The following is a 12,902-nucleotide window of genomic DNA, read 5'->3' on the forward strand; positions in this document are numbered from 1 at the left end:
GGTTAAGTGCTGGCACATCCCTTGTTGGGGTACCCAGCCGGGATACCAAAATTGTCATCTGTTTTCAAAAACAAACGCCATGTTTAAAAACTACTTCAAGACCGCTGTCCGGAATCTCAAACGAAATAAAGGGTATGCTTTCATCAATATCATGGGGTTGAGCCTTGGACTGGCCGCCGCTATGTTGATCCTGTTGTATGTAAAAGATGAAGTGAGTTATGACCGGTTTCATGCAGAGACAAAACAGTTATACCGGATCGTCAATAAAAATGTAAGAGGAGACAGCACGGTAGAGAATATCAATGGTTTTTCCGGTTATTTCCAGGGGCCAAAGTTTGCCGCGGGCATACCGGAGATCAAACATTATGTCCGTTACAGGCAGAACCAGTTCGACTTGAAGATGGGGACGGATATCCAGCCCCAGGAAGTGTATGAAGCAGATACTGCATTCTTTTCGGCGTTTAGTTTTCCATTGCTAAAAGGAAATCCCAAAACAGCATTGCAGCAACCGAATGGAATTGTGATTTCCGAGAAGGTGGCAAGAGCGAAATTCGGGACTACTGATGCATTGGGTAAGATCATGTTGCTTAAAAAGGACGATGATTTTGTTCCGTTCGAGGTCACAGGTGTTTCAAAAACATGCCCACAGAATTCTTCCATCAAGTTTGACGCGATGATAGCTTTTACGATGTCGAATGAAGAGGCGGCCAACCAGGAAAACTGGTTTAATTTCTTTCTGAACACATTTGTGGTATTGCAGAAAGGAGCGAACATAGCTACGGTGGAGCAGAAGATGAAACAGATCTATGCTGCTGATGCGGGCCCAACAGAGAAAATACTGGCGGAGAAGTATGATGTAAAGACGAAGGCTGTGTATTTCCTGCAGCCGTTTGTGGATATGCATTTAAGTACGGAGTTGAGTGCGTCGAACGGATTGCAGGACGCGAGCAACCCGGTTTACTCCTACATCCTGACGGGTATTGCGGTGTTCATACTGTTGATAGCATGTATCAATTTCGTTAATCTTACGATTGCAAGATCAGTACGCCGGGCGAAAGAGATCGGGATCCGTAAAGTTGTGGGTGGCCAGCGAAAAGGATTGATCATGCAATTCCTTGGGGAATCATCCATTCTTTGTTTTATCGCGTTTATGCTCGCTCTGGTGATGGTGCAATTGGTATTGCCGGTGTTCAATGATTTGTCGAATAAAGCGCTTGCATTGAATTACCTGTTTGATGCGAAGCTGGTTGCCGGTTACGCGCTGCTTTTTGTGGTGACGAGCTTCCTGGCCGGGTTCTACCCGGCATTGATCTTATCGGGTTATAATCCGGTAGAAACATTGTACAGTCGTTTTGTGCTGTCGGGTAAAAGCTATTTGCAGAAATCACTGGTCGTACTGCAGTTTGCACTGGCTTCTTTCCTGATCATGGCGACGCTGACGATATTCTCGCAATTCAATTTTTTAACGTCGCAGGATAAGGGCTATGACGATAGCAATATCGTGATGGTGGAGAAGTGGGAGATGAGCAGGGCGGATGCAAAGCTGCTGAAAGAAGAGTTGATGAAGAATCCGAGCATTATCGGTGTGGCGCCGAAGAACGGAGGATCGTGGGGGACGGGTGCGAAGGTGAATGGAGATATGCAGATGGAGTTTGCATATGAAATAATTGATACCGCTTACCTACGGATGATGAAGATACCGGTGGTGAAGGGCAGGAATTTTTCTGCGGAATTTCCTTCGGATTCTACACGGTCGGTGCTGGTTAATGAAACGTTTGCCCGGGAAGCTGGCTGGAAGGATCCAATTGGCCAGGTGGTTAACTTCTGGTATAATGAAGGGGGAGAAGTATACGGTGGTGGGGGTGGTGAAGGATTATCATTATGAATCGATGAGCACGAAGATCGGCAAGCAGTTGTTTACGATGAAGCCGGGGATCCAGTATGGCAAAGTGTTCATTAAGATCAAACCAGGCACTGAAACAAATGCGTTGAGCCATATTGAAAAAGTGTACAAGAAATTATTCCCATCAGTCCGTACTCGTACCGGTTCATGGATCAGGAGAATCTGCGGGCATACAATTCAGAAGCGAAGTGGAAGCAGATCATGTTGTTTAGTGCGATACTGACGATATTCATTTCGTGTATAGGATTATTCGGGTTATCCGTACTGGCTGCAGAGAAACGCGCGAAGGAAGTGGGTATCCGCAAAGTGCTGGGTGCGTCGGTGAATGGGGTGGTGACGATCCTGACCCGCGACTTTCTGAAGCTGGTGATCATTTCGGTGCTGGTGTCGATGCCGCTGGCGTGGCTGGCTGCGAACAGGTGGCTGGAAAATTATCCGTATCGCATTACAGTGCAGTGGTGGATGATCGGGTCGGCTTGTGCGATCGTGTTGTTGATAGCATTGGTTACGGTCAGCTTCCAGGCGGTGAAAGTAGCGTTGGGGAACCCGGTGAGGAGTTTGAGGAGCGAGTGAAACTGAATAGGTTATTTAATTGCATTCACTTTCTTCACTAATTAGACTGACTGTATATTCTACGTTCAGGTCAGATTCAAAACTTGCTGTACCATCGCTGATATCAGTAGGTGTGAAATGAGAATTGTCAAGCCACCCACCATTAGGCCAGTAAATTTTGATGAGTTCGCAGCTTTCTATATCCACTTTTAGGATGTAAGATGACTCCGTGCCTGTTCTTGGATTGTGATAATCAACCGTTGCACAGTATTTGCCATCGGGATATTTCAGTTCTCCCGCATGCACCTTACTTTTCGGTGTTTCGCAACCAGCAAATAATATAAGGGAAGCTAATGCATATGTGTATAAGAGAACGATATTCATAATGTTCGTTAAATTCCCATAGTAACTCCTTTTAGCCCTCCACTTTCTCTTCGCTAATATTTGCAGAGAAGTCTGCAGGACTCATTTTTTTTTCTGGCTTGTCTTTTTTTGTTAGCCTGGGCATTCGGAGATTCTCGAGTTCTATTTTCTCTGTGATAATATTTAGTAGACATTCTTGTATCTGTTCATCTGAGAATTTTGTATCAAACATCCTGTTTACTGATTTTCTAACAGGTATTACAATATCCGACGATAGTAGAATTTTGGAAATCGTCATGGGAGTTAAAGCAAGGGCTTTATTCCAAAGTGTGTCCAATCCTTTTTTCAGTACAGCATCTCTACTCACGTACTGAAGAACTTCGACTGCAGCTTTTAGAGACGATGATTCTATAATATCAACTGAAAATACTCGTTTATGCTGAATTGGTTTTTCAAAAAGGATTTTATAGAAGTCAAATTGTTTGCCATTCGTAAGCAGTGCCCATTCAATGCCTTCATTTGCCCCATAATTTACTGCCTGTCGTAAATGACTTTCGTTTAGTGTTAGTGAGAAGGCTTTGACTTCTACAAGAAAGTGACGTTTACCATCAACTTGAATGATATAGTCAGCATAAGTACCTTTAATCATATATTCTGTTCGCACCTCCTCCAATGGAGCGTATCCCAGTACATCGCTGAGGAAATGATTGATCATGATACGAGTGCCGCTTTCGTCCAGTTCGGTGCGGTTACCTGATAGAAATCTCTTGTGATAGGATTTCAGATTGTCGGTTAATTTTTGCAGTTTGGTGGCTGTCAGCATCGTTAGTATATTTTGAGTTCGGTTATATTTTGGATTGATTTTTCAACCTTTTAGCACCTCGTTGCGCATCAGTTTGGATTCGTTTTCCGATATCAGGTTGTTTGCCTTCATATCCTCAATTTTTTTCAATTTTGTTTCTATTAGATCAAAATTCTTTTGAGGTGCCTCTGAGAGTTTATTTAGGAGTCCGGTTTCAATTGCAGCCTGAGTTTTTGTCTTGGATAAAAGAGCGATGATTAGTCCGATTAGAGGGGAAAGCAGCAGTGAAAGAAAAAAACCTCCCAAAAATCCAATTGTTCGGCCTTCTGCTATTAAGCCAATCACTAATGCAAGTATGAGCCACAATACTATAAATCCCATAGATTCAAGGTTTTGATATAAAAGTATTTTTCAGTTTTTGAATTTACATAGGGTGTAAATACGGTAGTTTTTTATTCATTTTTCAGCACTGTTGGATGAAGTATCGCTTGTTAAACTGGGAGATGTTGGGATATTATTCCAAAATTGATCATCTGTGTCAGTTAATATCCTACGGATTTCTTGTTTTGTGAATCCCTCTTTGACCAGTCTGCTAATTTGTATCCTTTGATTAACCCTGGCGAGTTTGAGCTGATCTTGAACCGCGGCAAGACTGCCCCACGGATTAAATTATACATAATAAATAGCCAGATTAGAAATCCGATAATGATTGCAATAAAGTTAGATTGGGAGTCCATGTTGGTTGATTTAGATATTTCAAACCCTATTTTTATTATTTCGTTGATTACACTCGTGATTATAACCCGAAAATACCTTGCACATCTTTTTTTGTTAGGTCAGTAGCTGCTCTTTTCCTGAAGATGAAACCGTTATTGACATTTGAGAATTCCATTGTTTTTATCCAATTTGTCCACCATTGTTGTAGTGCTTTGAAATGGCATCCTTCGCCGGATTTTTTTTCATTGAATTCCAGCAGGTATATCTCGCAATTTTTATAAGTTAAACCCAGGGTATTTGTTGGGTATGTAAATATGGCTGCATTTCCATCGGTACAGAACCTGTTTAAATCTAGCGCCTCAGGAGAAATTGACCGCTTTTGCTTATTTGGCATAGACAGCTCAAGATAGCCATCTGTTAAGATGATAACCACATTTCTGTAACTGTCATTAATAGTCGATTTCTTTATTTGTGTTTGGAGTCTGTCAGTTAGATAGTAGACGAAGTTGGCTCCAGTGGTTTTTATAGCTGCTAAATTGTATAATTTCTCAACGTTTTCTGAAAACTGGCGACCAACTCTGCGTGAAGTAGAATCTATTACTTTTGTTTTTATGATTTGAAAGGTCAAATACAAGATTGTTGGCAATTGTTTCAAATTGACCATTACCTTGACCACGGTCTGATACATCGATTATAAGTCGATCTTTTGAATTGCTTTTTAGACGTACTTTTTTTTCAAAACATTTCCAGATTTCACTTAAAATCATAGTATCTGACTGAACTTGCCCCAGGTTATTTATTGAGTCATTTATTCTTAAAGAAAGATCTGGGATGACTATGACGTTGAGATTGTCAGTCTTTGGCGGAAGCCATGTTCTTATTTCATTAATTTGTGCTTCAGAAGGATTATAGGTAAATAGCTTGTCCCTTGCTGCCTACAGAAATCCTGATCATCCATCAGGTCATGTCGAAACTTATACCATACCGCTTTGACGTCTTCAATTGATATACAATCATTGATTTCTGAGATAGCTTTAGATTGTTGTGATGGACGAAGCAACAAGAATATAAATATTCCGAAGACGACACATATTGCTACGAGATAGAGCCATATTTTTCGATTAGTTTTCATGAGTTAATCCTTTTCTAGTTCAGAGATCTTTTGTGTTAGCCATTCCTCTTTCATTAATGTGGCACGATTAGCTAAATATTCGGACTCGGATTTTCGCATAAGCACCAACCAGGCTACCCAACCACTCAGGAATTCCCCAATTAGCGCCTTTAACCTAGTTATGTTAATTATTACTTTGCCATTTTCGAGGTCTGCGATATCTTTTCTAAGTTTGAGTATGTTATTCTCACATCCACTTATTTCAGCTAAAGTGTGTTGTATATCTGCTTTGATCTCCGTTATTTTTCTTTTCAGTCTCGCAATTCGTGCGTCCGGCTGTATTTCTTTTTGCTTTGTTAAGGTGTAATTGAGAAGAAACCCCCACATAACGTAACAAACAAATCCAGAAGCTAGGACCAGATAGAAATTGATATCATAAAATATGTATTTACCACTCCAGATTATCTCGGTTGCTCTGTGTTATATTCATTGATATAAATATGTTTAGAAATATTATATCCAATGATTGCATCGAAGCATAGCGTAAATAGCAGTAAAATGAAAATCATTCCATATTTTTTCTTCTCAAGTGCATCATGGATTAGAAACCCTAATCCTAAAAAGATGATCGGGAATAAAACGGTGAGAACAACGACAAAGCCTCCTTTGTTAAACGCGTCAGCCAAAGCGGAAAAAATGCCTGAAAATCCTGTTTTGCCTTCTTTAACTCCATTCAACGCCGCGTAGCCGCTCGCAGCATAGAAAGCCCATAAGTAAAAAGTCAAGAGAACAGTGATGATGGTGGCAATTATGAAAGGGAAAATATCAGCGTTGCCTCGATTTTGCTCGATGTCTTCGATTTGTTTTTCTGCCAGATCAACTTCATCTTGCAACGAAACTCTTTTTGCTTCGAGACTATGGATTCTATTTTCCAGATCCACAATTTCTTTGCTATTGGTTTCTATCCGTTTAACAATAGCATGTTTATCGATTCTTGCATCTTCTACGATCTTAGCGTAAATGATGGAAAGGGATTCTTTTAATTGTTCCGGATTGCCTTGGCGATTAGCTGCTTCTCTGGCTCCAAACTGCTCGTAAGTAATTTTTCCATCATCTTCCTTTATTGTATTCTGAATTGTTTTTTCTGTCATTGTTGGTAGTTGATTCGAAGAATTAAAATCAGATTATTACTAAGGGTATTAAGAAGCTCTAAAATACCTGTCGGAGCGTTGATTTTCTTTACGGGAATCCGTAATTAAATATGTCGACTTGACAGAAGTAAATTGAAGATCTACAAATTATTCAGCATTAAAATATTCAGTTTTTAGATATTATCCCCATATCCTTACAAAAAGCCACCAACTGCTCATTTTTTGAGAAATCAAAGCTCTTCTTGATAATATTAAGACGTTTCTCTACATTGGCTAAGCCCCGATGGTTGATATTCTGTTGTTGATAATCAGGTATGTTTTTTTGGGAATACCTTGTGCCAGGAGAAGATGATAGCAGTATCCAAATCAGTGAAGTCGTGGGAATGTTGATGCTTCGACCAATTCGGCAATATGCCGTGGGGAAAATGCTGTTGATTTGATTCTATTTTCTTAATAGCCATGCCTTAGTTCCTTCGCATCATTTCTTGCCTTTCGAACAAAGCCGTCAATGCCCTGATTGCGAAACAAGGAATCAATTACTCCCGGTTTACTTTCTGCCGAGAATACCAAAACCTTCAAATCAGGTTGAGCCTGTCTTGCTACAGTGATCAGTGCTGCACCACCTGAAATCTTTCTGCGCCTGGTAATCCTGTTCAAAAAACAGGTCTGTTATCAGTAAATCATAAGAGTTATTGGCTTTATGGCATATTCTATTTTGAGCATAGCGTCGTCGCAATAATAGACATAGTCAATTTCCTGAACACCTATTTCTTCCAGGGTCTTTTGAACTGATATATTCGCACTTTCGTGATCTTCAGCAATTAGGACTTTTCTGATCATTGCGTATTAATTGGAACCAGGATTGACAATTCGGCACCTGCGCCAGAATGCTCTGTGAAAGTAATCCGGCCATTTAGTTCATTAATACGGTTTTCCGTACTTGTTAAACCATTCCCTTTTTTGATATTTGGAGGGAAACCACGACCGTTCATCTTTATACAGAATTTTTAATTTATCGTTTGTTATGGAAAAATGAACAATCACATGATGGGCACCGCTGTGCTTTTTCATGTTGATCATCAATTCCTGTAACACCTGTTCGAGCTCTTTGACAATGATAGGGGAAATGGTCGACCACAGCTCATTTTGGTTTCCCACGATAGAAACTTTTGTAGTGGGTATAGCAAACGATATGAGAAGCTGACGTATCCGTTCTACCGTATTGTTTTCGGTCGCTACTCCTTCATATGATAAATCTCTGGATTTTTCATAAAGCAATTCGATCTTATCCAATAAAGGTTCTTTGTCGATTTTCTCTGTGTATTCAATTTCACTCATCATCCGATAAAGTCCATTCGCAACAGTATCATGTACTTTCTGGGACATTTTTAGTTGATTTTCCCTGGATAGCTGCCTGGGATTCCAATTTGACCTGTTGCGTTTTTTTGCGATACCACCAGGTTGCGCCAATTACAATAAGCACTATCAATAGTATGCTGCCATATATCCAAATACGTTGGCGAAGTATATTCTCCCGGAGAATAGAATTTCTTTTTTATTTTTTTCAGTTTCATACCTGATCAATGCAAACTGATTCTTCGCAATATTTTGTGCGTTTTGCATACTGTCACTAAGAAATACAAAACGTTCAAAAAGTGGCCGGAACTCTGAGGTTGGAACAAGTGTTGTTAGCTTCCTTAAAGCATCCAGCTGGTCTTCCGCACTGTTTGTTTGTTTTGCAAGAGAATACATCTTTCTGGAATATAGGAGAGCTGAATCAGTGTTCTTTGACAGGTAATAGTCGGCCAGGTGGTTGTAACTGGCAGTGGCACCAATTTCATCATTTGAATCAATGCGAATTTTTAGTGCATTCATTAAATCCGGTACCGGATTGTACTGTTTGTCAGCCTTCCATTTCAGGCTTGCAAAATTGGTGATCCTTCGTGCGTAATCTGCTTTATCTTCTTTTGGATCAGCCTGGATTGACAGGAACTCACCAAGTGCTGCTGAATATTCACCTTTGTCTCGTAATGCTACTGCGAGATTATTTTTTACGATATTCTTCTGGACAGGGTCAGGCTGAATTTCCAACGACAACTTGAAATATCTGATAGCATCATCATAATTTTTCAGGCTCAGGTTGCTTCTCGCCAGAATATTGTATAGGGATGCCAGCGTGTAAAGTTGAACAGCGCTGTCTTTATTTATCAATTGAATACCTGAAAGAGCGCTTTCTTGTCCTCCGAAATAGTCGCCAGCATCTTTTTGTATAAAAGCCATGTATGCATAAGCCATAGCTTTTAAGAACTTATCTTTTGAACCTTCAGTCACATTGTTGAAATAATAAAATGCTGAATCCCGTTTATTAGCAGAGAAAAAATTTTCTCCTTTAAGAAAATCCGGAGAAGTGGGAACTACTGGTGTCGCAGGTTTCTCAGTTTCTTTATCTCCGCAACTTAAGATCAGTAGTGCAACCAGAAAAAGCAGCTGAACTTTCAAGGGATGAATTTTGATTAAATCGAAAGTCCATCATTTTTCTGGAATTAGTTATAAAATCAAAAAAAGAAAGGCAGAAACTTCTGCCTTTCTTGAAGTTTTCAGTAATCAGGATGTTGGTGGCGGAGGTGGTGGAGGGGTTGGTGGCTTGGGCGGTGTATTGCCGGTATCGCCGTTGCCCTCTGAATTGGCCGTCACAACGTGTATCAATTTGCAGTTTGTTTTTCCGGGTATATGGTTGGGATTATGGCATAGCATTGCCCATACCAGATAAATGATATAACTCATTGTTTAAGATTTGTGAGAATGGAAGCGGGCATTATTGCGCCGCCTGGGGAAGTGGAGCTGAAATACGATCCGGATTACTGCTTCCCTGGCCGGTAAGCCAGCATCGTATTTTCACTCCTTTAGGATTTTTAATGCCGTAGCTACTTAGCATTGAAAAATCTCTGACACAAATCTATGGTGAGGTAAGGCGTTGGTTTATATGACGTTCCGGTATTTCCTGTTTTTCCGTTGGTTCCGCCCCCTTTTATTTGAGGCGAACCGTTATTATATTAGATAGTTTAGTACGCCATTAGTTTCGAAACGAATGGAATATAATCTCAGACCGGATATTATTGAGTTAGGCTGTATCAGAATAGAATAAAAACAAAAAATTCCTAAAATTCCGGTCATGTATTATCATATAGAATATCGTAAAGCGATTTTCAGATTCTACAAAAGCAGGAGGCAAACCAGGCAACTTGCTCATCGATTATTAAATCCCACCCCGGGAAACATAAAAAAAGAGTGTATATCGGTCTATATGACCCGGAACAGTCCGAGAGACGCCGAAACACTTAGAAACTTTTTCGGAGAGAAACAGGAAAGCGAAATGCCCCGAACTTTAAAGAACATTAATAGGGATAGGTTTAGACCAATTGTAAATTTTCTAAAAGAGTCAACTGAAAAACCGGATATAGCGCTCAACTATTGAATTGCTGGCGTGGTTGCTGGACTTTCCAAAAAGACCGTATGATGATGGTTACAATTATGAACTCATTTATCCTATTGAATCAGAAAAATCTAAGAAAGATAAAATTGAGAGCGATTCTGTTGATACGACAGATAAGGAAGATGGCTCTAATATCATTGACACCACTACTGAAAGCCTTTCGCCAAATCAGATCTTGAAAAAGAATAGCAATACAATTGACCCAAAAAGGAAATGGAAAATTGCGGGAGTTATTGGTATTTTGTTAGCGATTATAGGCGGAGGTTATTATAGCACCAGAGGATCAAATTCGCAACAATGTATGATTTGGATGGATGATCATTACGAACGAATAGCATGTGATTCTTCTGTACCTGGCAAATTAGTAATTGGGGTGGAGGAAAATATTTTAAACAAGTTGCGTAGGATAAAACAACGTGATACAATTACTGAAAAACACATTGGTAGTATTTGGTACAAAAAGAGAAGTAAAGACAGCATTGACTATTACACATATGGTTGTCCTGATCCACTGAATCCGAAACGTGACTTAGATCGGTTAACAGATTATATGTACAATAAATACCTTAGTGATAACAGTGTTAAATATCAAATTTCGAAAACTGACTCGTCAGTGAAAATTTCAAAATAACAACATGTGCATCAATTGGGATTTACCCACCATGTTGCCAGCAATATCCTCCACTACGTGAAGAACGTGAGCACCTTGTTCCTTTTTTTGTAGTTGCCTGGCACTGTTTTGAAGATCGAAACTGGGGCTTTGATTGTAATGGGATATCTTTTTTCTTTTCTGTATTCGCACAAATACCACAGGTACCACCTGCCTTACACCATTTACAATAATTACATGAAGAACATGCGGTACATGGAGTATAGCCATAACAAGTTGACACGACTTTTTCGGTCATATGCGTGTCTTTGCGGGTATTTGTATTCCTTAAAATGTAACCTCCGACTATTAATGAAGATGCGGCCAGGAGGAATAGGAACCACTTCATTTTTAAGTCTTGTTTAATAATTTAAGATATAGTATTGATAATCCAATTACGTAGTATTTGGACAATCTCTTGCTCTAAGATAATCTGAGTTAAAATCAGATGCAAGCGTTGAGTATACTGAAAATACTTTTTTGATTTTGGTAAATATTTTTGAGTACGGGTTTCCGTATTTTTTGATGAGTTAATTCAGCGTAATTCGCTGAAAATATTAGTCATGGAAATTTATAGAAATCGATCAGGGCAATCAGGAGTGTATGGATTTCAAATCAGCGCAGATGAAATTCATGTGCAATTTAGTGACGGAACGACATACGTATATACTTACGGAAGCGTAGGCAGTTCTAATGTCGAGCAAATGAAAATTTTAGCGAGAAATGGGAGCGGTCTGAATAGCTTTATTAATACTCGTGTGAAAAATGCTTATGCACGCAAATATTAAACTTGAAAGTTGTTTCTCAATATTTGTATTAGCCTTATTTTTTTTCCAGGATAACGTGGGTGCCATTCGCGCCCACCACCTTCTTTTTACCTCAAACCCCATCTTAATCAAATCAATCCCTTCCCACAAATTCTCTCCCGAGCCTACAATAACCGGCGACACCACCAAATGTATCTCATCGATCAATCCTGCCTTTAAAAACTGCCGCACCGTCGATACGCCTCCACCAATCCGGATGTCTTTATCACCGGCAGCTACTTTCGCTTTAGCCAGCGCAGATTCTATTCCATCCGTCACAAAATGAAAAACAGTATCACCTTCCATATGAACCGGATCCCTGGGATATTGCGTCAACACATACACCGGCACATGATACGGTGGATTCTTTCCCCACCAGCCCTTCCATTCCTCATCCGGCCAGGGTCCGCGTACCGGGCCAAACATATTTCGCCCCATGATCCACGCCCCAAGACCCTGCATAGATTGTTCTGCAAAATCATTATCAACTCCTTCGGAGCCGCCTTCTCTTCCCGTCATCTTCATAAACATCTTCGTCGATAGCATCCATGCATGCAACTCCTTCGTACCAATACCCATCGGGTTCGCCAGGTCCTGGTATGCACCTGCGCCATAGCCATCCAGCGAAATCGTGAATGCAGCCACTTTAACTTTACCCATTTTTTTATATTTTATTTCCAGTTCTAAGTTAAGGGTTGTCGCGCGGAATATTCTAGCTTTAAGTGCCACGTTTACCTGTTTGACAGGATAACCATCCGAAAGAGTGTTGTACATCAGTGTTCATATTGCAAAAAATCAACTATATACATAATAATCCAGTCGTCGCAGGACTTGTAGATAAACCAGCGTATTATAGATTAAGTAGTGCGAAAGATTATGTTCTGCAAAAAAGTTGTGGAATATTAAAAGTTGATATATTAATGAGTAATTTTTGGTAGTTGAGACTAAAAATTCTTGTATTGGTGCTGTCCGCAGCCTCTGGCTGCGGACAGCACCAATACAAGCAGCCCTCCTGAACAGGAGGGCTGGATAAGTAAACGATTGATTGCTTATGATACAACCTTTATCAGCTGACAATAAGTTTAGGTAGCAATGCATCTTCTTCAGCTGCCATAGCACCTAAAGCTAATGCCGCAATATCTCCAATGCTTTCACCCAACCCGGCCTTGACAACCCGGCATGCCTCCACTGAATCATGAAATGCTTCCCGCCGGATCGCATTCCACATAGCTTCATCTATCAGGGAAGAGGCGCGTCCATAAATACTGCCGAGTATAATTAATTCGGGATTCAACATATCGATTATCAGGTGCTGTTCGGATTCTATCGTGTTTCCCTATTAACCTTAAGCAATA

15 protein-coding genes are annotated in these 12,902 nt (G+C 40.2%); 4 read left to right on the plus strand and 11 right to left on the minus strand.

Going from position 1 to position 12,902, the window contains the following annotated elements:
- Positions 1 to 79 precede the first annotated feature (79 nt).
- Positions 80 to 1,885 (plus strand): ABC transporter permease, encoded by a 1,806-nt coding sequence (locus QM738_RS20695; RefSeq protein WP_462278652.1) that lies wholly within the window; start codon positions 80 to 82, stop codon positions 1,883 to 1,885.
- Between the two features lie 165 nt (positions 1,886 to 2,050).
- Positions 2,051 to 2,476, plus strand: a complete 426-nt coding sequence (locus QM738_RS20700) for an ABC transporter permease (RefSeq protein ID WP_462278653.1) — start codon at positions 2,051 to 2,053, stop codon at positions 2,474 to 2,476.
- 15 nt (positions 2,477 to 2,491) lie between these two features.
- Here the strand turns inward: QM738_RS20700 and QM738_RS20705 are convergent, their stop codons facing one another.
- The 8 genes from QM738_RS20705 to QM738_RS20740 all read right to left on the minus strand — a co-directional run bounded on the left by QM738_RS20705 (position 2,492) and on the right by QM738_RS20740 (position 9,098).
- The gene (locus tag QM738_RS20705) at positions 2,492 to 2,839 is read right to left on the minus strand and encodes a hypothetical protein (protein ID WP_462278654.1); all 348 of its coding nucleotides are present in this window, start codon (positions 2,837 to 2,839) and stop codon (positions 2,492 to 2,494) included.
- Positions 2,840 to 2,870: 31 nt separating this feature from the next.
- Complete coding sequence (locus tag QM738_RS20710; protein ID WP_462278655.1) at positions 2,871 to 3,641, minus strand: type I restriction enzyme HsdR N-terminal domain-containing protein; 771 nt, start codon at positions 3,639 to 3,641, stop codon at positions 2,871 to 2,873.
- A gap of 42 nt (positions 3,642 to 3,683) precedes the next feature.
- The gene (locus QM738_RS20715) at positions 3,684 to 4,001 is read right to left on the minus strand and encodes a hypothetical protein (RefSeq protein WP_462278656.1); all 318 of its coding nucleotides are present in this window, start codon (positions 3,999 to 4,001) and stop codon (positions 3,684 to 3,686) included.
- 415 nt (positions 4,002 to 4,416) lie between these two features.
- Positions 4,417 to 4,965, minus strand: coding sequence for a hypothetical protein (locus QM738_RS20720; protein WP_462278657.1), 549 nt, complete (start codon positions 4,963 to 4,965; stop codon positions 4,417 to 4,419).
- A 944-nt stretch (positions 4,966 to 5,909) separates the two neighbouring features.
- On the minus strand, positions 5,910 to 6,599 hold the full coding sequence (locus tag QM738_RS20725) for a syntaxin family protein (protein WP_462278658.1): 690 nt from the start codon (positions 6,597 to 6,599) through the stop codon (positions 5,910 to 5,912).
- 450 nt (positions 6,600 to 7,049) lie between these two features.
- Positions 7,050 to 7,256, minus strand: a complete 207-nt coding sequence (locus QM738_RS20730; RefSeq protein ID WP_462278659.1) for a response regulator — start codon at positions 7,254 to 7,256, stop codon at positions 7,050 to 7,052.
- A 264-nt stretch (positions 7,257 to 7,520) separates the two neighbouring features.
- Positions 7,521 to 7,985, minus strand: coding sequence for a sensor histidine kinase (locus QM738_RS20735; RefSeq protein WP_462278660.1), 465 nt, complete (start codon positions 7,983 to 7,985; stop codon positions 7,521 to 7,523).
- A gap of 99 nt (positions 7,986 to 8,084) precedes the next feature.
- The gene (locus tag QM738_RS20740; protein ID WP_462278661.1) at positions 8,085 to 9,098 is read right to left on the minus strand and encodes a hypothetical protein; all 1,014 of its coding nucleotides are present in this window, start codon (positions 9,096 to 9,098) and stop codon (positions 8,085 to 8,087) included.
- Positions 9,099 to 9,108: 10 nt separating this feature from the next.
- On the opposite strand from QM738_RS20740, the gene QM738_RS20745 reads away from it, so the two are divergent.
- The gene (locus QM738_RS20745) at positions 9,109 to 9,369 is read left to right on the plus strand and encodes a hypothetical protein (protein ID WP_462278662.1); all 261 of its coding nucleotides are present in this window, start codon (positions 9,109 to 9,111) and stop codon (positions 9,367 to 9,369) included.
- Positions 9,370 to 10,075: 706 nt separating this feature from the next.
- Positions 10,076 to 10,723, plus strand: coding sequence for a hypothetical protein (locus tag QM738_RS20750; protein ID WP_462278663.1), 648 nt, complete (start codon positions 10,076 to 10,078; stop codon positions 10,721 to 10,723).
- 22 nt (positions 10,724 to 10,745) lie between these two features.
- On the opposite strand, the gene QM738_RS20755 is transcribed toward QM738_RS20750, so the two are convergent.
- The 3 genes from QM738_RS20755 to QM738_RS20765 form a co-directional block, all read right to left on the minus strand.
- The gene (locus QM738_RS20755) at positions 10,746 to 11,090 is read right to left on the minus strand and encodes a DUF5763 domain-containing protein (protein WP_462278664.1); all 345 of its coding nucleotides are present in this window, start codon (positions 11,088 to 11,090) and stop codon (positions 10,746 to 10,748) included.
- Between the two features lie 364 nt (positions 11,091 to 11,454).
- Positions 11,455 to 12,321 (minus strand): dihydrofolate reductase family protein, encoded by an 867-nt coding sequence (locus QM738_RS20760; protein WP_462278665.1) that lies wholly within the window; start codon positions 12,319 to 12,321, stop codon positions 11,455 to 11,457.
- 292 nt (positions 12,322 to 12,613) lie between these two features.
- A complete protein-coding gene (locus tag QM738_RS20765; RefSeq protein ID WP_462278666.1) occupies positions 12,614 to 12,844 on the minus strand; it encodes a hypothetical protein in 231 nt (76 codons plus the stop codon).
- Between the last annotated feature and the right edge of the window lie 58 nt (positions 12,845 to 12,902).

Source organism: Ferruginibacter sp. (assembly GCF_049840995.1).
In the GTDB taxonomy this organism is placed as follows: domain Bacteria; phylum Bacteroidota; class Bacteroidia; order Chitinophagales; family Chitinophagaceae; genus Ferruginibacter.

What these genes read in the sequence shown, in the direction of transcription:
- QM738_RS20700 (WP_462278653.1), top strand. Translation starts at nt 2,051, where the DNA reads ATGGATCAGGAGAATCTGCGGGCATACAATTCAGAAGCGAAGTGGAAG.
- QM738_RS20755 (WP_462278664.1), bottom strand. Translation starts at nt 11,090, where the DNA reads ATGAAGTGGTTCCTATTCCTCCTGGCCGCATCTTCATTAATAGTCGGA.
- QM738_RS20765 (WP_462278666.1), bottom strand. Translation starts at nt 12,844, where the DNA reads ATGTTGAATCCCGAATTAATTATACTCGGCAGTATTTATGGACGCGCC.
- QM738_RS20705 (WP_462278654.1), bottom strand. Translation starts at nt 2,839, where the DNA reads ATGAATATCGTTCTCTTATACACATATGCATTAGCTTCCCTTATATTA.
- QM738_RS20760 (WP_462278665.1), bottom strand. Translation starts at nt 12,321, where the DNA reads ATGTACAACACTCTTTCGGATGGTTATCCTGTCAAACAGGTAAACGTG.
- QM738_RS20715 (WP_462278656.1), bottom strand. Translation starts at nt 4,001, where the DNA reads ATGGGATTTATAGTATTGTGGCTCATACTTGCATTAGTGATTGGCTTA.
- QM738_RS20725 (WP_462278658.1), bottom strand. Translation starts at nt 6,599, where the DNA reads ATGACAGAAAAAACAATTCAGAATACAATAAAGGAAGATGATGGAAAA.
- QM738_RS20735 (WP_462278660.1), bottom strand. Translation starts at nt 7,985, where the DNA reads ATGTCCCAGAAAGTACATGATACTGTTGCGAATGGACTTTATCGGATG.
- QM738_RS20710 (WP_462278655.1), bottom strand. Translation starts at nt 3,641, where the DNA reads ATGCTGACAGCCACCAAACTGCAAAAATTAACCGACAATCTGAAATCC.
- QM738_RS20695 (WP_462278652.1), top strand. Translation starts at nt 80, where the DNA reads ATGTTTAAAAACTACTTCAAGACCGCTGTCCGGAATCTCAAACGAAAT.